Raw genomic sequence first — 24,041 nt, forward strand, 5'->3', positions numbered from 1 at the left:
CTCACACGGGCAGCAGCAGCGCGTGCAGCCGGTCGAACCCGAGCACCCGCGCCAGGCGCCGTTCCCGCACCAGCCGCAGGTCGAGGGCGCGGATCTGGGCGCTCGTGGGCTCGTACACCCGCCACCGGCCGTCGTCGAGCACGCCGAGGGCCAGCGCGTAGTGGCGCGGCACCAGCGAACCGACCAGCAGCGGCACCGGCCGCCCCGCGGCGAGCGCCGACCCGGCCGCCGAGAGGGCGTCGGCGAGGTCCGCGGCTGAGGTGTCGTCCACCGGGCGCACCCGGTAGGGGCCGGCACCCGGGGCGTACCGGCGCAGCCACCCGACCATCCCCCACGGGCTGGTGCCCAACGCCTGTGGCCAGAACCGGGTGGACTGGCGGTGCACCTGCCGCTGGCGGGCGTCGTAGCGGGCACCGAAGCCGGTGACGACGCCCGCTCGCGCCCCGGCCGCGGCTCCACCCACGGCCGCGCTCGGCGCGGCCGCCCCGTCCAGGCGCACGATCTCCGCCGGGTCCGCCCAGGCCGCGAGCGCGACCAGGACGGCGCTGCCGCACGTGGTGCCGTCGACCTGGTCGAGCCGGACCCCGCTGCGCCGCTGCTCGCCGAGACCGTCACCGAGCAGCGGGCGCCGTCCACCCGCGAGGGGCCGCACGCGCGCCACCGCGGCCGGTTCGGCCCACGCCCGCCGCAGCGGCGTTCGCCCGGCGAGCGCCCGCACCCACCGCACCACTCCGAACACGGTCCGCATGCGTCGATACTCCCTCGCGGGAGGGCGATCACGCCACGGCTGCGAGCGAGGTCGCCCAGAGCTCCTGGCCGTCCTGCCCGCGCAGCGCGACGCGCAGCGTGCCGTCCGGCGCGATCTCGACCTCCCCGAAGTGCTGGAACCCGTCCGCGGGCGAGGTGTTCGGCGTGGGGGGCGCCTGCTCGAACACGGCCTCCGGGCCGAACGTGGGGTCCAGCGGGTTCGGGCCGAACGCCCCGGCGTGCAGCGGGCCGGAGACGAACTCCCAGAACGGGTCGAACTCGGTGAAGCCGGCCCGCTCGGGCCCGTAGTGGTAGGCGGCCGTGTAGTGGACGTCGGCGGTCAGCCAGACCACGTTGCGCACCCCGCGGCGCCGCAGCTCCGACAGGACCCAGGCGAGCTCGGCCTCGCGCCCGCTCGGCGGACCGGCCACGCCGTTCGCGACGGCCTCCCACGCGCTCCCGTCGGGCACGTGCACGCCGATCGGCATGTCCGAGGCGACGAACTTCCACGTGGCCTGCGACGAGGCCAGCGCGTCCACCAGCCACCGCGCCTGCCGCGCCCCCAGTATCCGCCCCTGCGCCCCGGTGTTCGCGCCGTTGGCGTCGCGGTAGGTGCGCATGTCGAGGACGAACACCTCGGCGTGCGTGCCGTAGGGCAGCCGCCGGTGCACCCGCCCGTCGACGGTCCGGCGCGGGTCCAGCGGCACCCACTCGTGGTACGCGCGGAACGCGCGCTCGGCGAGCACGTCCACGCGCTTCTCGGTGTAGCGGTCGTCGGCGAGCACCTCGCCGGGGTACCAGTTGTTCGTGACCTCGTGGTCGTCCCACTGGTTGACCTGCGGCACGGCCGCGGCGAACGCTCGCAGGTTCGCGTCCAGCAGGTTGTAGGCGTACTGGCCGCGGAACTCGTCGAGCGTCTCGGCCACCTTGAGCTTCTCGGGCGTCACGAGGTTGCGCCACGTGCGGCCGTCCGGCAGGGCGACGGTCTCGGTGAGCGGGCCGTCGGCGTAGACGGTGTCGCCGCTGTGCAGGAAGAAGTCCGGGTCCCGCTCGGCCATCGCCCGGAAGATGGTCATCCCGCCGAGGTCGGGGTTGATCCCCCAGCCCTGCCCGACCACGTCGCCGGACCAGACGAACCGCACGCCCTCGCTCCGCGCGGGCGGCGTGCGGAACGAGCCCGTCACCGGTTCGCTCGCCGTGCGCCCGTCGAGGTCCTCCGCGGTGACGCGGTAGTGCACGGTGCGGCCGTCGCCGATCACGCGCACGGACCCGGTGAAGTCGGTGTCCGGCGTGAGCACGGGGCCGACGACGCGGCGCACGTGCGCGAACCCGGGCTCGTCGGAGACCTCGACGACCATCCGCGACGGCCGGTCGGCGCGCGTCCACACCAGCCCCGAACCACGGACGACGTCACCGGACTGCACGCCGTGGGTCAGCACGGGCCGGTCGGTCCGCACGAGGCCGGGCGCCGCGCGCACCGGCGTCGCGGTGCCGAGGGGGAGTGCGGCCGCCAGGCCGCCGAGTGCGGCGACGCGGAGGAAGGCGCGCCGGTCGGACTGAGGGAAGTGCATGCGGTCGGTCTAACCCATCCGGGTGAACGAACGCGGGTGCGCGGGTGAACAGCCGCCTGGTCACGTCACGTGCGGGCGTGGTGCACGCGCCGCTACAGTCCAGACATGGTCGAGATCACGCCCGAGATCCGCGAGTTCCTCACCCACGGCACCCGCACGGGCAAGGTCGGGTACCTCGCCGCGGACGGGCGCCCCCTGGTCGCCCCGGTGTGGTTCGTCCTCTCCGGCGACGAGCTGGTGTTCAACACGGGCGCGGGCACCGCCAAGGGACGCGCGATCACCCGGGACCCACGGCTCGTGCTCTGCGTCGACCTCGAGGAACCGCCGTTCGCGTTCGTCCAGGTCCAGGGCACGGCCACGATCTCGACCGACCCCGACGACCTCGTGGCGACCGCCACCGCGATCGGTGGGCGCTACATGGGGGCAGACCGGGCCGAGGAGTTCGGGAAGCGCAACGGGGTGCCCGGCGAGCTCGTCGTCCGCCTGCGCCCGAGCCGCATCATCGCCGAGCTCGACATGACCGGCTGACCCAACCGCGACGGACACCCCGCTCCGAGCCCGGCGACGCGCTTGATCGTTCCCAGCCGCACGTGGACGCGGGGCGCCGCGCGCTGACGCGCGTCTCGGACCGATCACCACACCGAGACGCACACCAGCGTTGCCCCGACCGCCCTGCTGTGCCGATCGGACCGATCTCCGCCCGGTTCGGGTGTCCGGTCGGCTCCTGGTGTCAGGCCCGGCGGCTCTGGTCGTTGGCGGCGGTGCCGCGTTCGGCGTCGCTCCGCCAGCCGTCGGCCAGCGCGCTGATCTTCTGGGCGTAGTCGCGCGCCGCGACCGCCGGGTCGTCGGCGCGCCCGGCGGCCACGCCGACCAGGAACGCCGTGACCGGAGCGCCGGGGCGGGAGACGCCGTGGGCCACGTCGGAGGTCAGGTCCAGCACCATGTCGACGCTGCTGCCGGTGTCCAGCGACCCCTCCAGCCCCAGCTCCCGCACCACCGCGGTGACCCACTCGGACAGGGCGCTCGCATCACTGCTCTCAGCCACACGCGGACCCTAGTACGACAAGCCCAAGATTGTTGCTCGCCGGGCCAGGCGGGTGGGCGCATGACGAACGGCACTTTCGTCGGCTAGGTACCGACGAGAGTGCCGTTCGTCCGGGTGGGAGCCTGGCGCCGCGAACGGCGCGATCATCCCCCGAACAGCGCCGGGATCCGCTCGACGAGCTTGTACAGCCCGTACAGGAACGGCACGACCACCCAGACCCAGGCCAGCCACGCGACGGCCGGCGGTCCGGACCGGGTGCCCGTCGTCTCCGCGTTGGTGCTCATGCCGCCTTCGCCCCCGTCCTGTCCGCGACCGCCTCGGCCGGCTCGTGGTAGCGCTCGTCGACCGGCCGGATCAGCTCGTTGCAGATGAAGCCGACCACCAGCAGCCCGATCATGATCGAGAACGCCAGGGTGTAGCGGCCCGGGCCCTCCACCCCGGCCGCGATCTGGGCGTCCGCGATCGCGTTGACGATCACCGGCCCGAGCACGCCCGCGGTGGACCATGCGGTGAGCAGGCGGCCGTGGATGGCGCCGACCTGGTAGGTGCCGAACAGGTCGCGCAGGTAGGCGGGCACGGTCGCGAAGCCCCCGCCGTAGAACGACAGGATCAGCATCGACGCGATCAGGAACACCGCCTGGTTCGCGTTGCCCAGCAACGTGATGAGCAGGTAGAGCAGGGCACCGACACCGAGGTAGACGCGGTAGATGTTCTTGCGCCCGATGAGGTCCGACGTCGAGGACCAGACGAACCGGCCGAGCATGTTCGCGAGCGAGAGGATCGCGACGAACCCGGCCGCGGCGGCGGCGATCTGGGTGCCCGCGTCCGGGAAGTAGTCCTGGAAGATCGGCGACGCCCGCTCGAGGATGCCGATCCCGGCCGTGACGTTGAAGCACAGCACGACCCACAGCAGCCAGAACTGGGGCGTCCTGATCGCGTTGTTCGCCGACACGTTCGCCGTGGTGATCAGCGACCCCGTCTTCGCCTCGGCCGGGTGCCAGCCCGCGGGCCGCCAGTCGTCGGCGGGCACTCGGATGAGCAGCCACCCGACCGACATGAACACCGCGTACACGAGCCCGTGGACGAGGAAGGCCATCGCGATACCGCTCGCCTGCGCGTCGTCCCCGGTGGCGCCGAACGCGCTGAGCATCGACGCCGACCACGGCGACGCGATCAGCGCCCCGCCGCCGAACCCCATGATCGCCAGCCCGGTGGCCATCCCCGGCCGGTCCGGGAACCATTTGATCAGCGTGGACACCGGCGAGATGTAGCCGATGCCCAGGCCGATCCCGCCGATCACCCCGTACCCGACGATGACCATCCAGTACTGGCCGAGCCACACGCCGAGCGCCGACACCAGGAAGCCGGTGGAGAAGCAGACCGTGGCGATGAACATCGCCCAGCGGGGGCCGTTGCGGTCGACGGCCGTGCCGAACACCGCGGCGGACACCCCCAGCATCACGATGCCGAGGGTGAACGGGAGCGCGGTCAGCGTGCCGGCCGCCGGGTTGCCCTCCAGCATCGTGTTGGCCAGGGGCAGCTTGAAGACGCTCCAGGCGTACGCCTGCCCGATCGCGAGGTGGATCGAGAGCGCCGCCGGCGGCACCAGCCACCTGCTCCATCCCGGCGGCGCGATGATCCGCTCACGTTGCAGGAACCCGGCGGCCATGGCAGCTCCCTCGCGACCTCATGACATGTCGGCGTGAACCTAGATCCCGGTATGTGCACGTGCAACTGCGGGACGGACCAGGCGACCGGCGGGCACGTCCGCCGTCGAACGGTCGACGAACGGCCGACGAATGGCCGGAACGGGGGCGCGCAGACAGCGACGCCGGCCCGCATTCGTCCGGGCCGGCGTCGCGTGGGGTGTGGTTCGTGTGCGCCCCGCTCAGGCGGAGCGTTCGCGGCGCTCCCGGCGGGGCGGGGTGCGCGGCACGATCGTGGGGTTGACGTTGCTGCGCACCGTCTGCCCCGTGACGACCACCTTCGCCACGTCGTCGCGGCTCGGGATGTCGTACATGACCGGCAGCAGGACCTCTTCCATGATCGCCCGCAGGCCACGTGCGCCGGTGCCGCGCAGGATGGCCTGGTCGGCCACCGCCTCGAGCGCGTCCTCGGTGAACTCCAGCTCCACGCCGTCCATCTCGAACAGCTTGCGGTACTGCTTCACCAGGGCGTTGCGCGGCTCGGTGAGGATCTTGACCAGGGCTTCCTTGTCCAGCGAGGTGACCGAGGCGACGATCGGCAGGCGGCCGATGAACTCGGGGATCAGGCCGAACTTGATGAGGTCCTCGGGCAGGGTGTCGCCGAAGCTCTCGGACGTGTCGAGGTCGCGCTTCGAGCGGATCTCGGCGCCGAAGCCCAGCCCGCGCTTGCCCACCCGGTCACCGATGATCTTCTCGAGGCCGGCGAACGCCCCCGCCACGATGAAGAGCACGTTGGTGGTGTCGATCTGGATGAACTCCTGGTGGGGGTGCTTGCGCCCGCCCTGCGGCGGCACGCTCGCGGTGGTGCCCTCCAGGATCTTCAGCAGCGCCTGCTGCACGCCCTCGCCGGAGACGTCGCGGGTGATCGACGGGTTCTCCGACTTGCGGGCGATCTTGTCGACCTCGTCGATGTAGATGATGCCCGTCTCGGCGCGCTTGACGTCGTAGTCGGCGGCCTGGATCAGCTTGAGGAGGATGTTCTCGACGTCCTCGCCCACGTAGCCGGCCTCGGTGAGCGCCGTGGCGTCGGCGATCGCGAAGGGCACGTTGAGCAGCTTGGCCAGCGTCTGCGCGAGGTAGGTCTTGCCGCAGCCGGTGGGGCCGAGCATCAGGATGTTGGACTTGGCGATCTCGATGCCGTCGCCGTTGTCGCCGCCGCCGCGGCGCTCGCCCGCCTGGATGCGCTTGTAGTGGTTGTAGACCGCTACCGAGAGCGTGCGCTTGGTCTGCGACTGGCCGACGACGTACTGGTCGAGGAAGTCGTGGATCTCGGCGGGCTTGGGCAGCTCGTCGAGCTTGACCTCACCGGCCTCGGCCAGCTCCTCCTCGATGATCTCGTTGCAGAGATCGATGCACTCGTCGCAGATGTAGACCCCAGGACCGGCGATCAGTTTCTTGACCTGCTTCTGGCTCTTCCCGCAGAACGAGCACTTGAGCAGATCACCGCCGTCGCCGATGCGTGCCATGAGTGCAGACCCCAAATCCTATTCTGCGCTGCCCCGGCGGGTCCGGGGGGCGCGCCCTCTGGACGGTACCCGTCCGACGCGTTCCCCGGGGAGCTTCACGTACCGGAGATTCGGCGACGGGTCGGCGGACGGTCGGTGCCGGCGCCGCATCGCGGGCCCCGGCACCGACCGCGCCAGGAGAAGTTGTCAGACAGCGGAGAGCTTGCGGCTCTGGATGATCTCGTCGACGATCCCGTACTCCTTGGCCTCCTCGGCCGTCAGGATCCGGTCCCGCTCGATGTCGTCGTGCACCTGCTCCGCCGAGCGACCGCTGTGCTTCGCGAGGGTGGTCTCCAGCAGCCGGCGCATCCGGGAGATCTCGGCGGCCTGGATCTCCAGGTCCGACACCTGCCCGTAGAAGCCCTCCGTGGCGGGCTGGTGGATCAGGATGCGCGCGTTCTGGACCGCGAGCCGCCGGCCGGGAGTGCCCGCCGCCAGCAGCACGGCCGCCGCCGACGCGGCCTGCCCGAGGCAGACCGTCTGGATGTCGGGCCGGATGAACTGCATGGTGTCGTAGATCGCCATCAGCGACGTGAAGGAGCCGCCGGGCGAGTTGATGTACATGCTGATCTCGCGGTCCGGGTCGGCCGACTCCAGGCACAGCAGCTGCGCCATGACGTCGTTGGCCGACGCGTCGTCGATCTGCACCCCGAGGAAGATGATGCGCTCCTCGAAGAGCTTGTTGTACGGGTTGGACTCCTTCACCCCGTAGCTCGTGCGCTCGACGAAGGACGGCAGCACGTACCGGGACTGCGCCGGCTCCGGCGCTCGTCCACCCCACATCTGACTCATCGGGTGCTCCCGTTCTCGCTGCCCGCGTCCGGCAGCTGGCCGGCGCGGGAGACCACGTGGTCGACGAAGCCGTACTCCAGCGCCTCCTGCGCGGAGAACCACCGGTCCCGGTCGAAGTCGGTCATGATCCGCTCGACCGTCTGGCCGGTGTGCTCGGCGATGAGCTCGGCCATCTCGCGCTTGTGGCGCCGGAACAGCTCCGCCTGGATGGTGATGTCGGACTCGGTGCCACCCACGCCCGCGGAGGGCTGGTGCATCAGGATCTGGCAGTGCGGGAGGGCGTACCGCTTGCCGGGCGTGCCCGCCGAGAGCAGGAACTGCCCCATCGACGCCGCCATGCCCATGCCGTAGGTGGCCACGTCGCAGGGGATGAACTGCATCGTGTCGAAGATGGCCATCCCGTCCGGGACAGACCCGCCAGGAGAGTTGATGTAGAGCGAGATGTCCGCTTCGGCGTCCTCGGCCGCGAGCAGCAGCATCTGCGCGGCGATGCGGTTGGAGATCTCCGAGTCGACCTGCTGGCCCAGCACGATGATCCGCTGCTGCAGCAGCCGCTCGTACACCGAGTCGGACAGCGTCATCGACGTGGGCGCGCTGCCCCGCCGCATCGCCTCTCCGGCGAGTCGGTCCGCAGTACGCGGGCCGGTGTCCTCTGGCCTCACTTCACCCTGCCTTCTGCTGGTTCGGCTCGCGTGTTCATCGAGTTCGACCCTACGCGGGCGGGTCGTCGAACCGCCCCGTACGGCCTGGTTGTTCGCTCTGGGCGTGGCGCGCCCGCGGCGGGCGTCAGGAGCCGGTGGAGGCCTTCTCCTGCTGCTCCTGCTCCGGCTCGTCCCCGGCCGTGTCCTCGGCCGTCTCGGCGGCGGTCTCCGCGGACTCGTCCGACTCCGGCTCGTCGTCACCCAGGAGGTCGGACATGTCGACCTCGGTGCCGGACTCGTCCGTGACGGTGGCCGCCCGCACCGCCGAGATGAGCGCCTTGCTGCGGCGCACGTCGGCGTAGACGGCGCCCAGCTGGCCCGCCTGCTGGATCCGCTGGACGAACTCCTGCGGCTCCATCTGGTACTGCTGCGCCTGGAAGACGATGCGCTCGGTGAGCTCCTGGTCGTCCACGGTGGTCTGCTCGCGGTCGGCCAGCGCGTCGAGCACGAGGCGGGTGCGCACGGACTTCTCCGCGCTCTCCCGGGTCTCGGTGTCGAACTCCTCGCGCGTGCGGCCCTGCGACTGCAGGAACTCGGCGAAGCGCTCCTCGTCGTGGTCGAAGCCGTGCACGGCGTCGTGGAGGACGGAGTCGACCTCGGCCTGCACGACGCTCTCCGGCAGCGGCACCTCGGTGGCGTCGACGAGCGCGTCGAGCACCTTGTCGCGCGCCTGGGTGACCTGCTCCATCCGGCGGACCCGCCCGAGGCGCTCCCGCAGGTCGGCGGTGAGCTCCTCGAGGGTGTCGAACTCGCTGGCGAGCTGGGCGAACTCGTCGTCGGCGTCGGGGAGCTGGCGCTCCTTGACCGCCGTGACCTTCACGGTGATCTCCGCGTCCTGGTCGGCGAACTCGCCGGCGACCAGCTTGGAGGTGAAGGTGGCCTCCTCGCCCGCGGACAGCCCCTCGATGGCCTCGTCGATGCCGTCGATCAGCCCGCCCTGGCCCACCTGGTAGGAGAAACCGGTGGTGGAGGCCTCCTCGACGGGCTTCCCGTCGACGGCGGCCGAGAGGTCGACGAGGACGAAGTCGTCCTTCGCGGCGGGGCGGTCGACCCCGGTGAGGGTGCCGAAGCGGGCCCGGAGGTTCTCCAGCTCCTCCTCGACGTCGGCGTCGGTGACCGCGACGTCGTCCACCGAGACGGCGAGCGAGTCGAGGTCGGGCAGCTCGATCGTCGGGCGCACGTCGACCTCGGCCTTGAAGGCCAGCTTGTCGCCGTCGGCGATCTCGGTGACCTCGATGTCGGGGCGGCCGATGGGCGTGACGTCCTCGGCGGAGGTGATGGCCTCGGTGTACTTCGTGGGCACCGCGCCGTTGACGACCTCCTCGAGGACCACACCCCGGCCGAGGCGCGCCTCGATGATGCGGGCCGGGACCTTGCCCGGCCGGAAGCCCGGGACCCGGACCTGCTGCGCGATCTTCTTGTAGGCCCGGTCGAAGTCCGGCTTCAGCTCGTCGAAGGGCACCTCGACGTTGATCCGGACTCGCGTCGGGCTCAGCCGCTCGACGGTGCTCTTCACGGTGGGATGACTCCTCATTGGTACTGGACGTGCAATTCGTACTCGGATGCGGCGCGGGCCGCGGCGAGGTGGGCCCGCAGGCGCTCCCGGCCGCGATGCCAGTGCGGCGTCCGGCCGGTCGTCCTCGCGAGTCTACGGGTCCGGCCGGTCCCCGCCCGGGCGGGCCGCTGCCGGGCCGGGAGCGGACACGACGTCGGAGAACGTCACCTCGACCGGCACCGGCCCGAGCACGCCGCGCACGACGGCGCCCAGCTCCTCGGCCAGCTGCGGCAGCGGGGTGCCCAGCCGCACCACGACGGCGAGCTCGACGGGCTCGTCGCCCGCCCCGATGCGCACACCGAGCAGCCGGCGCCGGCCGGGGCGGTACGACGCGACCGTGCCGAACGGGCCGCCGTCGAGCCGGGCGATGTCGGGGTGGGCGAGCACGGCGGCGGCCACGTCCGCGGCGCGGTCGGGGACGTCGGGCACGACGGCAGGTTATCCGTTCGCGGGGGGCCCGGCCCGGCTACCGTGGCGGGGTCGGATCGGGACGGGTTGCGGCGGGAGTGCGGTGTCGGCGAGCCGGGACGTGCGGCGGGAGGCGGTGCCCGCGGGCCCGCCCGCGCCCTCCGCCGCCCAGCTCGACGAGACCACGCTCGTGGTGCGGGCGCAGGAGGGCGACGTCCGGGCGTTCGAGGAGCTCGCCCGGCGCCACCAGGCCGCGCTGTACCGGCTGGCCGTACGGGTGATGGGCGACGCCACCGAGGCCGAGGACGCGCTGCAGGAGGCGCTGCTCGACGCCTGGCGGCGGATCCGGCACTTCCGCGGCGACTCCGCCTTCTCCACGTGGATGTACCGCGTGGTAACGAACCGCTGCCTCGGGATGCTGCGCAAGCGCAGGCCGCTGCCCGTCGAGCGCGTCGAGGAGGCCGTCGGGGAGGCCGCGGCCCCCGACTCCCCCGAGCGCTCGGCGGAGGTCGACGCGGGGATGGCGGCGCTGCGCCGGGCGGTGGGTGGCCTGCGCGACGAGCTGCGGGTCTGCTGGGTCCTGCGGGAGCTGGAGGGCCTGGGCTACGCGGAGATCGCCCAGATCGCGGGGGCGAGCGAGGATGCGGTACGCGGGCGGATCCACCGCGCGCGGGTGCAGCTGGCGGAGGTGATGCGACCGTGGCGGTGAACCCCGAGGCGACCCCTGAGGAGCCGGTCGCGCCGCTGGCCTGCGGCCGGGACGCGGCACGGCTGTGGGACCGGGCCGCGCAGGGCACGCCGCTGGACGAGCACGAGCGCGCCTGCCCGCACTGTAGGGCGGCCCACGCCGATGCCCGCGGCCTCGACGCCGTGGTGCACCGGATGGCCGCGCAGGAGATCGACCCGCCCGACAGCGTGCTGGACCGGGTGATGACCGCGGTGCTCACCGAGTTCCGCGGGCAGGAGGTGCTGACGCTCCCCTCGCCGCACGGGCCGGCGCGGATCGGCACGCCCGCGGCGGCCGCGGTGCTGCGCCGCGTCGTCGACGGGATGGGCGGGCTGCGGGCCCGCAGCTGCCGCATCGAGCAGGACGGCGCGGGCGGGCACGCCGTCGACGTGCGCATCACGGTCGCCGCCCGCTTCGGGGTCGACCTGGCCTCGGTCACCGCGCGGGTGCGCCAGATGGTCGTGACCGCGGGCGAGCAGGCGTTGGGGGTGCCCGTGCGGCGGGTGGACATCGACGTGGTGGACCTGTTCGGGGACGAGAACGGCGGGAACGAGAACGGCGTGGACGAGGAGGAGCCGTGACCGGGCCGGTGCGGATGCACGTGGGGGACGCCGTCGTGGCCCGCGTGGCGGCCCGGCACGCGCGGGAGGTGCCCGGCGTGGTCGCGCTGCGCGCCGATCTGGCGCAGGCCCTGCTCGGGATCGCCGGGGCGGTGCTCGGTCAGGACCGCTCCTGGCTGCCGGCCGACGGCGTCACGGCCACGGTGCACGGTGGCGACGCCGACGTCCGGGTGACCATCGTGACCCGCCTGGGCCACAACTGCCGCGACCTCGCCCAGGCCGTGCAGCGCGAGGTGGCCGCGGGGGTACGGGCCTACACGGGTCTCGACGCGCTGGTCACGGTCACCGTGGCGGACGTGCTGCTGGACTAGCCGGTCCGTCGCCCAGGACGCAGTCGCCGCACAGGCCTCCGCCGGGCACGCGGTAGTAGAGGCAGCAGCTCCGCCTGCGGAAGGTCCAGACGCGGTCGGGGGCACGGGCCGGCAGGAACTCCCCCGCGCCCGCCAGCGGCCCCGCGGTGAGCACGGCCCGCGCCACCTCGGCGGCCCGGGCGGCGGAGGCGGGGCGCTGCACGGTGACGAGCCGTTTCGCGGCCGCCACCGTCGACGCGGCGTTGCCCCACAACAGCCGCTCGGACACCGGGACCTGCGCGCGCACCGCCGCGACCAGAGGCCCGAGCAGGTCGTCCAGCAGCGGAGCGAGTTCGGGGACGCATCGGGTCGTGCCGCTGCGCAGCGCCCACCCCCCGTCCGCGGTGCGCCGCCAGCGCAGGTCGGCGGGGGTCAGGGCCGGGACGACCCCGTGCAGGACGGCGGCCGCGTACGGCGGGGAGACCAGCTGCGCCGCCAGTCCCTGGAACGCGAGCGAGGCCGCCACCCGCTCGTCGCCGCCCAGTGCCCCGCGGACGTGCGCGATCCGCTCGCGCAGCGGCTGCGGGTCGCGGTGCAGGTCGGCCACCGGGCGCTCGTCGTCGGCCGCAGGCCCCGTGCCGACCGAGAAGTACGGCCCGAGCCCGGCCACGTCGGCGAGCACGGAGGGCACGTCCACGCCCCCAGTGTGCCCCCCAGTGTGTCGCCGTGACCGCCGCACCGGTGCACGAGCGGCAGCGCGTGGCCGGTTCCGCACCGAGGCGCCGATCACGCTCGCCCCGGGGTTCCCCGCAGCGGGTGCGGCCCTGCTCACGCCGAGCGCACGGGCGCTCACGGCGCGGTAGGCTGGCCGCAGGTCCTGCAGGACGAACCGGTCACCCGGACGAAACCGGCCGTACACATTACCCGGCGGACGGTCGATCTCGCGCGTTGAAGGCCGGTCACCGTGGTCACGTCGGCTCGTACTGGCGATGGGCCGCTCCCACGTGCGACATTGTCCCCCGCGAAACCGCACCCGCCGACGCGTGCGCTCGCGCCCGTGCGCTCTGCCGGCCGACGCCCCACGACGGTGTCCGGTCGTCGTGCCGGTGTCCGAGGCCATCACACCCGGACGCACGGTGCTGCCGCCGCACCTCGACCCGGGCCAGAACCGGCGGGGCGGACGGACCACCCCGATACTCCCTTCCCAGCACGACCACGTCCGAACCCACCACGATCGCCTCGGCCGGACGACATCGGCGATGCGACCACATGGAGGCACTCTTGGCTGCGAACCCAGCGGGTACCTCGGAGGGCCTGTACGCCCCGGAGTTCGAGCACGACGCCTGCGGCGTCGCCTTCGTCGCCGACCTGGCGGGGCGGCGTGATCACGGCATCGTGCGCAAGGCGCTGACCGCGCTGCTGCGCATGGAACACCGCGGGGCGCGCGGCGCCGAGGCCAACACCGGCGACGGTGCGGGAATCCTGCTCCAGGTGCCCGACGAGTTCTTCCGGGCCGTCGTGGACTTCCCGCTGCCCGCGGAGGGTGCCTACGCGGTCGGCACGGCGTTCCTGCCTGCCGACGCCGGTGCGGCCGAGGCCGCCGTCGGCCACATCGAGCGGCTCGCGGCCGAGGAGGGCCTGCGGGTGCTGGGGTGGCGCGAGCTGCCGGTCGACCCGGAGAAGGCCGACCTGGGCCCCACCGCGCTGGCCGCCATGCCGCGCTTCCGCCAGCTGTTCGTGGCGGGCGCCGAGGACGAGACGGGCCTCGCCCTGGAGCGGCGCACGTTCTGCCTGCGCAAGCGCGCCGAGCACGCCACCGACGCCTACTTCCCGAGCCTGTCGCCGCGCACCATCGTCTACAAGGGGATGCTCGCCGAGCCGCAGGTCGAGGCGTTCTACCCGGACCTGTCCGACGAGCGCGTGACGAGCGCGCTGGCCGTCGTGCACTCCCGGTTCTCCACCAACACCTTCCCGGCGTGGCCGCTGGCGCACCCGTACCGGTACGTCGCGCACAACGGCGAGATCAACACCCTGCGCGGCAACCGCAACTGGATGGCCGCGCGCGAGGCCCTGCTGGCCTCCGACGTCATCCCGGGTGACCTGGCCCGGCTCTCGCCGATCGTCACGCCCGACGCCAGCGACTCCGCCACCTTCGACGAGGTGCTCGAGCTGCTGCACCTGGGCGGGCGCAGCCTGCCGCACTCGGTGCTGATGATGATCCCCGAGGCGTGGGAGAACCACGACGAGATGGACCCGGCCCGCCGGGCCTTCTACGAGTTCCACTCCACCCTGATGGAGCCGTGGGACGGGCCCGCGCTCGTCTGCTTCACCGACGGCACCCAGATCGGCGCCGTGCTCGACCGCAACGGCCTGCGCCCCGCGCGCTACTGGATCACCGAGGACGGCACCGTCGTGCTGGCGTCGGAGGTCGGCGTGCTCGACGTCGAGCCGTCCGCCGTGGTGCGCAAGGGCCGGCTCGAGCCGGGCCGCATGTTCCTCGTGGACACCGAGGCCGGCCGCGTCATCGACGACGCCGAGATCAAGGGCGCGCTGGCGGCCGAGCACCCCTACGCCGACTGGCTGCACGCCGGCCTGATCCGGCTCGAGGACCTGGCGCCGCGCGAGCGCGAGGTGCCCAGCCACGCTGCGCTCAACCTCCGCCTGCAGTCGTTCGGCTACAGCGAGGAGGAGCTGAACCTCCTGCTCAAGCCGATGGCGGGCACCGGTGCCGAGCCGATCGGCTCGATGGGCAACGACGCGCCGCTGGCGCCGCTCTCCGAGCGGCCGCGGCAGGTGTTCGACTACTTCACCCAGCTGTTCGCCCAGGTCACCAACCCGCCCCTGGACGCCATCCGCGAGGAGCTGGTCACCTCGCTCGGCTCGATGCTCGGGCCCGAGCAGAACCTGCTGGACGCGAGCCCCGCCACCTGCCGGACGATCTCGGTGCCGTTCCCGGTGCTCGGCAACGACGACCTCGCCAAGATCGCCCACATCAACGACGACGGGGAGTTCCCCGGCTTCGTGTCGGTCACCGCGATGGGCGTGTTCCGCGTCGCGGAGGGCGGGGCCGGGCTGGCGCGGCGGCTGCAGGAGATCTGCAACGAGGTGTCGGAGGCCATCGAGGACGGCGCCCGGCTGATCGTGCTGTCCAACCGCGGCGTCACCAAGGACCTCGCCCCGATCCCCTCCCTGCTGCTCACCGGTGCGGTCCACCAGCACCTGGTGCGCGAGCGCACCCGCACCCGGGTCGGCCTGATCGTCGAGTCCGGCGACGCCCGCGAGGTGCACCACATCGCCCTGCTGATCGGCTTCGGCGCCGCGGCCGTCAACCCGTACCTGGCCATGGCCACCGTCGAGGACCTCGCCCTGCGCGGCGACATCCCCGGCGTGGACCCGGCGACGGCGGCGAAGAACCTGGTCAAGGCGCTGGGCAAGGGCGTGCGCAAGACCATGTCGAAGATGGGTGTCTCGACGGTCGCGTCCTACACCGGTGCGCAGATCTTCGAGGCGATCGGTCTCGGTCACGAGGTCATCGACACCTGCTTCACCGGCACCACCTCGCGACTGGGTGGCGTCGGCTTCGACGTGCTCGCCGAGGAGGTGCTGCGCTCGCACCGCCGCGCGTTCCCGCCCGACGGGGTGCGCGCCAACCACCGCTCGCTGCCCGTCGGCGGCGAGTACCAGTGGCGCCGCGAGGGCGAGCTGCACCTGTTCAACCCGCAGACGGTGTTCAAGCTGCAGCACTCGACGCGGCAGGGCCGCTACGAGATCTTCAAGGAGTACACGCGCGCCGTCGACGAGCAGGCGGGCCGGCTCATGACGCTGCGCGGGCTGTTCCGGTTCAAGGACGGCGCACGGCCGCCGGTGCCGATCGACGAGGTCGAGCCGGTCGAGGAGATCGTCAAGCGCTTCGGCACCGGGGCCATCTCCTACGGCTCCATCTCCCAGGAGATGCACGAGACCCTGGCGATCGCGATGAACCGGCTCGGCGGCCGGTCCAACACCGGCGAGGGCGGCGAGGACCCGGACCGCTTCACCCCGGACAAGAACGGCGACTCCCGCCGCAGCGCGGTGAAGCAGGTCGCCTCCGGGCGGTTCGGCGTCACCAGCGAGTACCTCGTCAACGCCGACGACCTGCAGATCAAGATCGCGCAGGGCGCCAAGCCGGGCGAGGGCGGGCAGCTGCCGGGCGGCAAGGTCTACCCGTGGATCGCGAAGACGCGGTACTCGACGCCCGGCGTGGGGCTCATCTCGCCCCCGCCGCACCACGACATCTACTCGATCGAGGACATCAAGCAGCTCATCCACGACCTGAAGAACGCCAACCCGACCGCGCGCGTGCACGTCAAGCTCGTGAGCCAGGTCGGCGTCGGCACGGTCGCGGCGGGCGTGGCGAAGGCCCACTCCGACGTCGTGCTCATCTCCGGGCACGACGGCGGCACCGGTGCATCGCCGCTGTCCTCGATCAAGCACGCAGGCGGTCCGTGGGAGCTCGGCCTGGCCGAGACCCAGCAGACGCTGCTGACCAACGGCCTGCGCGACCGGATCGTCGTGCAGACCGACGGCCAGCTCAAGACCGGCCGTGACGTGGTCATCGCCGCGCTGCTCGGAGCCGAGGAGTTCGGCTTCGCGACGGCGCCGCTGGTGGTGTCGGGCTGCATCATGATGCGCGTCTGCCACCTCGACACCTGCCCGGTCGGCGTCGCCACCCAGAACCCGGAGCTGCGCAAGCGGTTCGACGGGCGCCCGGAGTACGTCGTCAACTTCATGCGCTTCATCGCGCAGGAGGTGCGCGAGTACCTGGCGCAGCTGGGCTTCCGGTCGATCGAGGAGGCCGTCGGGCACGCGGAGGTGCTCGACACCGACGACGCCGTGCGGCACTGGAAGACCGAGGGGCTCGACCTCTCCCCCGTCTTCCACACCCCGCAGCTGCCCGAGGGCGCGGCCCGCCACCGCGTCCGGGCGCAGGACCACGGCCTGGACAAGGCCCTGGACAACACCCTGATCGAGCTGTCGGAGGGCGCCCTCAAGTTCGGCGACAAGGTGCACCTGGAGCTCCCGGTGCGCAACGTCAACCGGACCGTGGGCACGATGCTCGGCTACGAGCTCACGAAGCAGTGGGGCGGCGAGGGCCTGCCCGACAACACGATCGACGTCACGCTCAACGGCTCGGCCGGGCAGAGCTTCGGCGCGTTCGTGCCCGCCGGGATCACGCTGCGCCTGGTCGGCGACACCAACGACTACTTCGGCAAGGGACTCTCGGGCGGGCGGCTCACGCTGCGCCCGGACCCGGCGGCCCCCTTCGCGGCCGAGGAGAACGTCATCGCCGGCAACGTCATCGGCTACGGCGCCACCTCGGGCGAGATGTTCATCCGCGGCGTCGTCGGCGAGCGGTTCTGCGTGCGCAACTCGGGCGCGCTGGCCGTCGTCGAGGGCGTGGGCGACCACGGTTGCGAGTACATGACCGGTGGCCGCGTCGTGGTGCTGGGCGGCATCGGGCGCAACTTCGCCGCGGGCATGTCGGGCGGCGTCGCCTACCTGCTCGACCTGCCCCGCAACCGCGTCAACCACGAGATGGTCGACATCGACCCGCTCGACGAGGACGACCGCGAGTTCCTGCGCGCCACCGTCGAGCGCCACCACGCCGAGACCGGCTCGACGGTCGCGCACGACCTGCTCACCGACTGGGACGTCGCCGTCGACCGGTTCGGCAAGGTCATGCCCAAGGACTACAAGCGGGTGCTGCAGGCCCGCGCCGCGGCCGAGCGCGACGGCCGCGACATCGACGAAGCGATCATGGAGGCGGCACATGGCTGACCCCAAGGGCTTCCTGACGGTCCCCCGCGAGGCCCCGACCCGCCGTCCCGTCCCGCTGCGGCTGATGGACTGGCGCGAGGTCTACGAGGAGTTCCCGGACGGGAAGCTGGAGCGCCAGGCCAGCCGCTGCATGGACTGCGGCATCCCGTTCTGCCACCAGGGTTGCCCGCTGGGCAACCTGATCCCGGAGTGGAACAACCTGGTCTACCGCCACGACTGGCGGGAGGCGGTGGAGCGGCTGCACGCCACCAACAACTTCCCGGAGTTCACCGGGACGCTGTGCCCGGCGCCGTGCGAGGCCGCGTGCGTGCTCGCGATCAACAGCGACGCCGTGACCATCAAGCAGGTCGAGCTGCAGATCATCGACCACGCGTTCGAGGAGGGCTGGGTCGCCCCGCAACCCCCGGCCGCCAAGACCGGCAAGAAGGTGGCCGTCGTCGGGTCCGGGCCGGCCGGGCTCGCCGCAGCGCAGCAGCTCACCCGCGTCGGGCACGACGTCGTGGTGTACGAGCGCGCCGACCGCATCGGCGGGCTGCTGCGCTACGGCATCCCCGAGTTCAAGATGGAGAAGAAGCGCCTCGACCGGCGGCTGCGCCAGATGCGCGACGAGGGCACGCACTTCCGCGCCTCCGTCGACGTCGGCACGGACATCACGGCCGAGCAGCTGCGGGCGGACTTCGATGCCGTGGTGCTCGCAGGCGGGGCCACCGCGTGGCGCGACCTGCCCGCGAAGGGCCGCGAGGTCGAGGGCGTGTACCAGGCGATGGAGTTCCTGCCGTGGGCCAACCACGTGCAGCAGGGCGACATCGACGCCCCGCCGATCACGGCCGAGGGCAAGGACGTCGTGATCATCGGTGGTGGCGACACCGGCGCCGACTGCCTGGGCACCTCGCACCGCCAGGGCGCGCGGTCGGTCACCCAGCTGGAGATCATGCCGACGCCGCCGGAGAAGCGCACCGAGGGCATGCCCTGGCCGACCTACCCCATGGTCTACCGGGTGTCCTCCGCGCACGAGGAGGGCGGCGAACGGCTGTTCTCGGTGAACACCACCGAGTTCGTGGCCGACGAGGACGGCAAGCTGAAGGCGCTGCGGATCGTCGAGGTCTCCCGCGACGCCGAGGGCCGGTTCCAGCCGGTCGAGGGCACCGAGAAGGAGCTGCCCGCCCAGCTCGTGCTGCTGGCCATGGGCTTCGTCGGGCCGGAGAAGGGCAAGCTGCTCACCGACCTGGGAGTGGAGCTGGACCAGCGCGGCAACGTCGCCCGCAACGGCGAGTTCATGACGAGCGTCGAGGGCGTGTTCTCGGCGGGCGACATGGGCCGCGGCCAGAGCCTGATCGTCTGGGCCATCGCCGAAGGCAGAGCGGCAGCCGCCGGCGTGGACGCGTACCTGACGGGCCGAGACGTCCTCCCGAAGCCCATCGCCCCCACAGACCGCCCGTTGGTCTGAGATTCCCCTGACGAACGGCACTCTCGTCGGCTAGGTGGCGACGAGAGTGCCGTTCGTTCGTCAGGCGCCGCCGGCCAGCCTCGGTTCCCCCGTCCCGCGCGGCGCGATCGCGGCCGGACCGAACCTCGCCCAGGCCACGAACGCGGCCAGCAGGCCGAGCACCGCCGTCTGCACCGCGACCGGGTAGAAGGCGATGATGATGTTGGTGATGGTCGCGCCGATCATGGTGATCACGAGCCCGGACGCCGCCACGGGTGTGAGCACGGGCAGGATCCTCGTGGCCGCGGGCAGGACGAGGCCCAGCGCGCCGAGCACCTCGGCGTAGCCCGCGATCTTGAGGAGCACCACGGGCACCCCTTGGCTCCCCGCCGCCAGATCGGCCGCGGACATCATCACCTTCACCCCACCGATGAACAGGAACGCCAGCGCCAGCAGCACCGACACGATCCAGACCGCGATCCTCATGGAAGTCCCCCTCGCTCCGCCGCAACGTCCTTGGTGCCTGTCCTGGGAGTAGTGCTCCAGGTCCGGACGCGCACGAGGGTCCTCCTCGACCGCGGCCGGCACCAGCCCGAATCCCGGCGCAGATGGGCAGAACATCCCCGACGCGCTCGTCGACGCCCTGAAGGCGCGCGCGCAGGCGGAAGGGCGGACCTTCACGAGCTTGGTCGAGGGAGCTTCGCGCGCACCGACCGACAGGTCCGCGGCAGCCTCGTCCCGGACGCCTGGCCGGCGGCGATGACCCGGTCCGACGGCGGCCGGCTCGCCACCGCCGACCGGGGCTTCGCCCGGTTCGAGGGCCTGGACCGGTTCGACCCGGTTGCGGCCTGAGCGGGCGCGGCGGAGATCGGGCCGGTGGGCGCCCCGATCGAACGGGGGCGTCCCTACCCCCGCCCCGCCGCTCGTCGTACCGTTCGACGTCCGCAGAACGCCGCCCGCAGCAGCGGCGGAGCGCGTTGCGGGGGCGTTATCCGACCGTAACGGCCGCGTGCGCCCAAAGGGTTGACGCTGCACCCTGTTAGCGCTCACATTGAGGCCCGCCCACAGCGGGCCCGGACGCAGGCTCACCCGGATCGGGGAGCTCGCACCTCGAGGAGGAGACGTGCAGAGAAGGCTCGGATTGGCCGCAGCTGGCGCCGCACTGGCGCTCACGCTCGCGGCCTGCGCCGGCGAGGGCGCCGGCGGCGGGGGCGGTGCCGGCACCGATGCGCCGGCCGAGGAGCTCCTCGTCGGGGTGTCGATGCCGACGCAGACCTCGGAGCGCTGGATCGCCGACGGCGACAACGTCCGCCAGCAGCTGCAGGAGGCCGGCTACCAGGTCGAGCTGCAGTACGCGAACGACGACATCCCGACGCAGTCGCAGCAGGTCGACCAGATGATCACCCAGGGCGCCGACGCGCTGATCATCGCCGCGATCGACGGCACCGCGCTGTCGAGCCAGCTGCAGGCCGCGGCCGACGCGAACATCCCGGTGATCGCCTACGACCGGCTCATCCGCGGGAGCGAGAACGTCGACTTCTACGTCACGTTCGACAACTTCCAGGTCGGCGTGCAGCAGGGCACGGCCCTGCTGACCGGTCTCGGGGTCCTCAACCCCGACGGCTCGCCCGGCACCGCCACCGGACCGTTCAACATCGAGCTGTTCGCCGGTTCGCTGGACGACAACAACACCGGCTTCTTCTTCAACGGGGCGATGTCGGTGCTCCAGCCGAAGATCGACGACGGCACGCTCGTCGTCAAGAGCGGGCAGACCGCGGTCGAGCAGGTCGCCATCCTGCGCTGGCAGCAGGAGACCGCCCAGAAGCGCATGGAGGACCTGCTCACCGCCAGCTACAACGACGGTTCCCGACTCGACGGGGTCCTCTCGCCCTACGACGGCATCTCGCGGGGCATCATCACCGCCCTGCAGAACGCCGGCTACGGCAGCGCGGACAACGCGATCCCGGTCGTCACCGGGCAGGACGCGGAGATCGCCTCGGTCAAGCTGATCGCCGACGGCGTGCAGAACTCCACGATCTTCAAGGACACCCGGCTGCTGGCCGAGCAGGCCGTCGCCGCGGCGCAGGCGTTCCTCGGCGGGGGCCAGCCGGAGGCCAACGACACCGAGACCTACGACAACGGCGTCAAGGTCGTCCCGTCCTACCTGCTGCCCATCGAGACGGTCTACGCGGACAACATCCAGTCCACGCTGGTCGACTCGGGCTACTGGACGGCCGAAGAGGTCGCCAGCGGTCAGGCCGGCTGACCGTCCCACCCCGACCCGCCGGCCGGCCCGTGACACCCACCGGGCCGGCCGGCGATCGTCCACTCCTGCTCAGGAGGCCCCATGGCCGACCACATCCTCGAGATGCGCGGCATCACCAAGACGTTCCCCGGCGTCACCGCGCTGGAGGACGTCACCCTCGCGGTGCGCCGTGGCGAGATCCACGCGATCTGCGGGGAGAACGGCGCCGGCAAGTCCACCTTGATGAAGGTGCTCTCCGGCGTCCACCCGACCGGCGACTACGACGGTGAGATCGTCTTCGACGGCTCACCCGTCCGGTTCTCCGGGATCCGCGACAGCGAGCACGTCGGCATCGTGATCATCCACCAGGAGCTCGCCCTGGTGCCCCACCTCTCGGTCGCGGAGAACATCTTCCTGGGCAACGAGCGCAGGGGCCGCAGCGGGCTGATCGACTGGAACCGCGCGAACGCCGACGCCGCCGGACTGCTGGCCGAGGTCGGCCTGGACGAGAACCCGGTCACCCCGGTCGGCCAGCTCGGCGTGGGCAAGCAGCAGCTCGTGGAGATCGCGAAGGCCCTGTCGAAGGACGTGCGCCTGCTGATCCTCGACGAGCCGACCGCCGCGCTCAACGACACCGACTCGGCGCACCTGCTCGACCTGCTGCGGCTGCTGCGCGACCGCGGCATCACCTGCATCATGATCTCGCACAAGCTGAACGAGATCGTCAGCATCGCCGACCGCACCACCGTCATCCGTGACGGCCGCACCGTCGAGACGATGGACATGAGCGAGCCGGACGCCACGCAGGCGCGGATCATCCGCGGCATGGTCGGCCGCGACCTCGAGAGCTTCTACCCCGACCGCGAGTCGCACCCGGGCGAGGAGGTGCTGCGCGTCGAGGACTGGACGGTCTGGCACCCCACGCAGGAGCGCAAGGTCGTCGACGGCGCCGGGTTCACGGTCCGGGCGGGCGAGGTCGTCGGGATCGCCGGGCTGATGGGCGCCGGGCGCACCGAGCTCGCGATGAGCGTCTTCGGCCGGTCCTACGGGCGCAACATCTCCGGACGGCTGTTCATGCACGGCAAGGAGGTGCGCGCCCGCAGCGTCGCGGAGGCGATCGACAACGGCATCGCCTACGCCACCGAGGACCGCAAGCGCTACGGCCTCAACCTCATCGAGGACATCCGCCGCAACATCTCCGCGGCCGGCCTGCGCAAGCTCTCGCGCCGCGGCTGGGTCAACGGCAACGAGGAGACCCGCGTGGCCGAGGAGAGCCGGCGGAACATGAACATCAAGGCGCCCACCGTGATGAGCGTGGTGGGCAAGCTCTCGGGCGGCAACCAGCAGAAGGTCGTGCTGTCCAAGTGGCTGTTCACCGACCCGGACGTGCTGATCCTCGACGAGCCCACCCGCGGCATCGACGTCGGCGCGAAGTACGAGATCTACACGATCATCAACCGCCTCGTCGCGTCCGGGAAGGCGGTGCTCGTGATCTCGTCCGAGCTGCCGGAGCTGCTCGGCATCTGCGACCGCATCTACACGCTGTCCGCCGGCCGGATCACCGGTGAGGTGCCGGTGGACGAGGCGACCCAGGAAGGGCTGATGGCCCTCATGACCAGGGAGAGGGAGTCCGCGGCATGACCAGGACCGCGCCCCCGGACACGGCGCCCGAGGGCGCCTCGACGTCTGCGGCACTGCACACGGGCACGAGCGACATCCGCGCACTGCTCACCCGCAACCTGCGCCAGAGCGGCATCTACGTCGCCTTCGTGGCGATCGTGGCCCTGTTCGCGATCCTCACCGACGGGGTGCTGCTCTCCCCGATCAACATCACGAACATCGTCCTGCAGTACTCCTACATCCTCGTGCTGGCCATCGGCATGGTCATCGTGATCATCGCTGGGCACATCGACCTGTCGGTCGGGTCGGTGGTGGCCCTCACCGGCGCCGTCTCGGCGGTCGTGGTGATCCAGCAGGGGATGCCGTGGTGGGCGGGCATCCTCGCCGCGCTCGCCGTCGGGCTCGCGGTCGGCGCGTGGCACGGCTTCTGGGTGGCCTACGTCGGCATCCCGGCGTTCATCGTGACGCTGGCCGGCATGCTGCTGTTCCGCGGCCTGACGCTGCGGGTGCTGGACAACATCTCGCTCTCCCCGTTCCCCGGGGAGTACCAGCTGGTGGCCAACGGCTTCCTCAACGGCCTGCTCGGTGGGGACGGCTTCGACGCCTTCACGCTGCTCATCGGCGCGATCGCGGTGGCGGGCTACGCCGTGAGCGGGTTCCGCACCCGCCTGGCCCGCATCACCTACCAGCAGCCGGTCGAGTCGTTCCCGCTGTTCGTTGCCCGGGTCGTCCTCGTCGGGCTCGTCGTCATGTACTTCGCGTGGCAGATCGCCCACGCCCGCGGCCTGCCGGTCGTGCTGATCATCCTCGCGGTGCTGGTCATGGCCTACGGCCTCGTCACGCGGCGCACGGTGTTCGGCCGGCAGGTCTACGCCATCGGCGGCAACCTCTCGGCGGCCACGCTGTCGGGCGTCAAGGTCAAGAGCGTCAACTTCTGGATCTTCGTCAACATGGGCCTGCTCTCGGCGGTCGCCGGGATCATCTACTCGTCCCGGATCAACGGCGCGCAGCCGGGCGCGGGCAACATGTTCGAGCTCGACGCGATCGCGGCCGCGTTCATCGGCGGCGCGGCCGTCACCGGCGGCGTCGGCACGGTCGTCGGCGCCATGGTCGGCGGCCTGATCATGGCCGTGATGAGCAACGGCATGCAGCTCATGGGCATCGACCAGTCGATCCAGTCGGTGGTGAAGGGCCTCGTGCTGCTCGTCGCCGTGGCGTTCGACATCTACAACAAGCGCCGGGCGGGCGCCTCCCGCTGACCGCTCC

21 protein-coding genes are annotated in these 24,041 nt (G+C 72.0%); 9 read left to right on the forward strand and 12 right to left on the reverse strand.

The genetic code is table 11. The features are described 5' to 3' along the window. Position 1: 1 nt before the first annotated feature. Together FB558_RS26315 and FB558_RS26320 are read right to left on the reverse strand one after the other, a co-directional pair. Positions 2 to 748, reverse strand: coding sequence for a hypothetical protein (locus FB558_RS26315; RefSeq protein ID WP_142057845.1), 747 nt, complete (start codon positions 746 to 748; stop codon positions 2 to 4). Between the two features lie 28 nt (positions 749 to 776). Continuing rightward, positions 777 to 2,318: an alkaline phosphatase D family protein gene (locus FB558_RS26320; protein WP_142057847.1), complete on the reverse strand. Its 1,542-nt coding sequence runs from the start codon at positions 2,316 to 2,318 to the stop codon at positions 777 to 779. A gap of 105 nt (positions 2,319 to 2,423) precedes the next feature. Here FB558_RS26320 and FB558_RS26325 point away from each other — a divergent pair, with 105 nt between their 5' ends. Further along, positions 2,424 to 2,846: a PPOX class F420-dependent oxidoreductase gene (locus FB558_RS26325; protein WP_142057849.1), complete on the forward strand. Its 423-nt coding sequence runs from the start codon at positions 2,424 to 2,426 to the stop codon at positions 2,844 to 2,846. Between the two features lie 202 nt (positions 2,847 to 3,048). On the opposite strand, the gene FB558_RS26330 is transcribed toward FB558_RS26325, so the two are convergent. The 8 genes from FB558_RS26330 to FB558_RS26360 form a co-directional block, all read right to left on the reverse strand. Continuing rightward, complete coding sequence (locus FB558_RS26330; protein WP_211366855.1) at positions 3,049 to 3,363, reverse strand: DUF6457 domain-containing protein; 315 nt, start codon at positions 3,361 to 3,363, stop codon at positions 3,049 to 3,051. A 143-nt stretch (positions 3,364 to 3,506) separates the two neighbouring features. Next, on the reverse strand, positions 3,507 to 3,647 hold the full coding sequence (locus FB558_RS43425; RefSeq protein WP_170231529.1) for an MFS transporter small subunit: 141 nt from the start codon (positions 3,645 to 3,647) through the stop codon (positions 3,507 to 3,509). Next, a complete protein-coding gene (locus tag FB558_RS26335) occupies positions 3,644 to 5,032 on the reverse strand; it encodes an OFA family MFS transporter (RefSeq protein WP_142057851.1) in 1,389 nt (462 codons plus the stop codon). Before FB558_RS26335 ends, FB558_RS43425 begins: the two co-directional genes overlap by 4 nt. A gap of 219 nt (positions 5,033 to 5,251) precedes the next feature. After that, positions 5,252 to 6,535 carry an ATP-dependent Clp protease ATP-binding subunit ClpX gene (gene clpX / locus FB558_RS26340; RefSeq protein ID WP_142057853.1) on the reverse strand — a complete coding sequence of 428 codons (1,284 nt, stop codon included), beginning with the start codon at positions 6,533 to 6,535 and terminating at the stop codon, positions 5,252 to 5,254. Positions 6,536 to 6,721: 186 nt separating this feature from the next. After that, on the reverse strand, positions 6,722 to 7,366 hold the full coding sequence (locus FB558_RS26345) for an ATP-dependent Clp protease proteolytic subunit (RefSeq protein ID WP_142057855.1): 645 nt from the start codon (positions 7,364 to 7,366) through the stop codon (positions 6,722 to 6,724). Then, a complete protein-coding gene (locus tag FB558_RS26350) occupies positions 7,363 to 7,974 on the reverse strand; it encodes a ClpP family protease (protein ID WP_142057857.1) in 612 nt (203 codons plus the stop codon). Before FB558_RS26350 ends, FB558_RS26345 begins: the two co-directional genes overlap by 4 nt. 178 nt (positions 7,975 to 8,152) lie before the next feature. Continuing rightward, entirely contained in the window at positions 8,153 to 9,583 is a 1,431-nt protein-coding gene (tig, locus tag FB558_RS26355) for a trigger factor (RefSeq protein ID WP_142057859.1), read from the reverse strand. 132 nt (positions 9,584 to 9,715) lie between these two features. Further along, positions 9,716 to 10,051, reverse strand: coding sequence for a hypothetical protein (locus tag FB558_RS26360; RefSeq protein ID WP_142057861.1), 336 nt, complete (start codon positions 10,049 to 10,051; stop codon positions 9,716 to 9,718). An 82-nt stretch (positions 10,052 to 10,133) separates the two neighbouring features. On the opposite strand from FB558_RS26360, the gene FB558_RS26365 reads away from it, so the two are divergent. From FB558_RS26365 to FB558_RS26375, 3 genes are read left to right on the forward strand one after another with little or no spacing between them, the layout of a single operon-like run. Next, positions 10,134 to 10,739 (forward strand): RNA polymerase sigma factor, encoded by a 606-nt coding sequence (locus FB558_RS26365; RefSeq protein WP_246106757.1) that lies wholly within the window; start codon positions 10,134 to 10,136, stop codon positions 10,737 to 10,739. Further along, positions 10,730 to 11,338 carry an Asp23/Gls24 family envelope stress response protein gene (locus FB558_RS26370; protein WP_246106758.1) on the forward strand — a complete coding sequence of 203 codons (609 nt, stop codon included), beginning with the start codon at positions 10,730 to 10,732 and terminating at the stop codon, positions 11,336 to 11,338. Before FB558_RS26365 ends, FB558_RS26370 begins: the two co-directional genes overlap by 10 nt. Then, entirely contained in the window at positions 11,335 to 11,688 is a 354-nt protein-coding gene (locus tag FB558_RS26375; protein WP_246106759.1) for an Asp23/Gls24 family envelope stress response protein, read from the forward strand. Before FB558_RS26370 ends, FB558_RS26375 begins: the two co-directional genes overlap by 4 nt. Here FB558_RS26375 and FB558_RS43430 read toward each other — a convergent pair. Beyond that, positions 11,660 to 12,364 (reverse strand): (2Fe-2S)-binding protein, encoded by a 705-nt coding sequence (locus FB558_RS43430; RefSeq protein WP_170231531.1) that lies wholly within the window; start codon positions 12,362 to 12,364, stop codon positions 11,660 to 11,662. The genes FB558_RS26375 and FB558_RS43430 overlap by 29 nt on opposite strands. A 572-nt stretch (positions 12,365 to 12,936) precedes the next feature. On the opposite strand from FB558_RS43430, the gene gltB reads away from it, so the two are divergent. Together gltB and FB558_RS26390 are read left to right on the forward strand one after the other, a co-directional pair. Then, positions 12,937 to 17,484, forward strand: coding sequence for a glutamate synthase large subunit (gene gltB / locus FB558_RS26385; protein ID WP_142057863.1), 4,548 nt, complete (start codon positions 12,937 to 12,939; stop codon positions 17,482 to 17,484). Further along, positions 17,477 to 18,931: a glutamate synthase subunit beta gene (locus FB558_RS26390; protein WP_142057865.1), complete on the forward strand. Its 1,455-nt coding sequence runs from the start codon at positions 17,477 to 17,479 to the stop codon at positions 18,929 to 18,931. Before gltB ends, FB558_RS26390 begins: the two co-directional genes overlap by 8 nt. 60 nt (positions 18,932 to 18,991) lie before the next feature. Here the strand turns inward: FB558_RS26390 and FB558_RS26395 are convergent, their stop codons facing one another. Continuing rightward, a complete protein-coding gene (locus FB558_RS26395; RefSeq protein WP_142057867.1) occupies positions 18,992 to 19,396 on the reverse strand; it encodes a DoxX family protein in 405 nt (134 codons plus the stop codon). A gap of 637 nt (positions 19,397 to 20,033) precedes the next feature. Here FB558_RS26395 and chvE point away from each other — a divergent pair. From chvE to mmsB, 3 genes are all read left to right on the forward strand, one after another. After that, entirely contained in the window at positions 20,034 to 21,176 is a 1,143-nt protein-coding gene (chvE, locus tag FB558_RS26405) for a multiple monosaccharide ABC transporter substrate-binding protein (protein ID WP_142057871.1), read from the forward strand. An 81-nt stretch (positions 21,177 to 21,257) separates the two neighbouring features. Beyond that, positions 21,258 to 22,796: a multiple monosaccharide ABC transporter ATP-binding protein gene (gene mmsA, locus FB558_RS26410; protein ID WP_142057873.1), complete on the forward strand. Its 1,539-nt coding sequence runs from the start codon at positions 21,258 to 21,260 to the stop codon at positions 22,794 to 22,796. After that, positions 22,793 to 24,034, forward strand: a complete 1,242-nt coding sequence (mmsB, locus tag FB558_RS26415) for a multiple monosaccharide ABC transporter permease (RefSeq protein WP_142057875.1) — start codon at positions 22,793 to 22,795, stop codon at positions 24,032 to 24,034. Before mmsA ends, mmsB begins: the two co-directional genes overlap by 4 nt. Positions 24,035 to 24,041 lie beyond the last annotated feature (7 nt).

It is taken from the genome of Pseudonocardia kunmingensis (assembly GCF_006716445.1).
Classification (GTDB): domain Bacteria; phylum Actinomycetota; class Actinomycetes; order Mycobacteriales; family Pseudonocardiaceae; genus Pseudonocardia; species Pseudonocardia kunmingensis.

Excerpts from the sequence above, each read along its gene's own strand:
- clpX (WP_142057853.1), bottom strand. The coding sequence starts at position 6,535 with ATGGCACGCATCGGCGACGGCGGTGATCTGCTCAAGTGCTCGTTCTGC.
- gltB (WP_142057863.1), top strand. The coding sequence starts at position 12,937 with ATGGAGGCACTCTTGGCTGCGAACCCAGCGGGTACCTCGGAGGGCCTG.
- mmsB (WP_142057875.1), top strand. The coding sequence starts at position 22,793 with ATGACCAGGACCGCGCCCCCGGACACGGCGCCCGAGGGCGCCTCGACG.
- FB558_RS26320 (WP_142057847.1), bottom strand. The coding sequence starts at position 2,318 with ATGCACTTCCCTCAGTCCGACCGGCGCGCCTTCCTCCGCGTCGCCGCA.
- FB558_RS26335 (WP_142057851.1), bottom strand. The coding sequence starts at position 5,032 with ATGGCCGCCGGGTTCCTGCAACGTGAGCGGATCATCGCGCCGCCGGGA.
- FB558_RS26395 (WP_142057867.1), bottom strand. The coding sequence starts at position 19,396 with ATGAGGATCGCGGTCTGGATCGTGTCGGTGCTGCTGGCGCTGGCGTTC.
- FB558_RS26345 (WP_142057855.1), bottom strand. The coding sequence starts at position 7,366 with ATGAGTCAGATGTGGGGTGGACGAGCGCCGGAGCCGGCGCAGTCCCGG.
- FB558_RS26390 (WP_142057865.1), top strand. The coding sequence starts at position 17,477 with ATGGCTGACCCCAAGGGCTTCCTGACGGTCCCCCGCGAGGCCCCGACC.
- FB558_RS26325 (WP_142057849.1), top strand. The coding sequence starts at position 2,424 with ATGGTCGAGATCACGCCCGAGATCCGCGAGTTCCTCACCCACGGCACC.
- FB558_RS26315 (WP_142057845.1), bottom strand. The coding sequence starts at position 748 with ATGCGGACCGTGTTCGGAGTGGTGCGGTGGGTGCGGGCGCTCGCCGGG.
- FB558_RS43425 (WP_170231529.1), bottom strand. The coding sequence starts at position 3,647 with ATGAGCACCAACGCGGAGACGACGGGCACCCGGTCCGGACCGCCGGCC.
- mmsA (WP_142057873.1), top strand. The coding sequence starts at position 21,258 with ATGGCCGACCACATCCTCGAGATGCGCGGCATCACCAAGACGTTCCCC.
- FB558_RS26350 (WP_142057857.1), bottom strand. The coding sequence starts at position 7,974 with ATGCGGCGGGGCAGCGCGCCCACGTCGATGACGCTGTCCGACTCGGTG.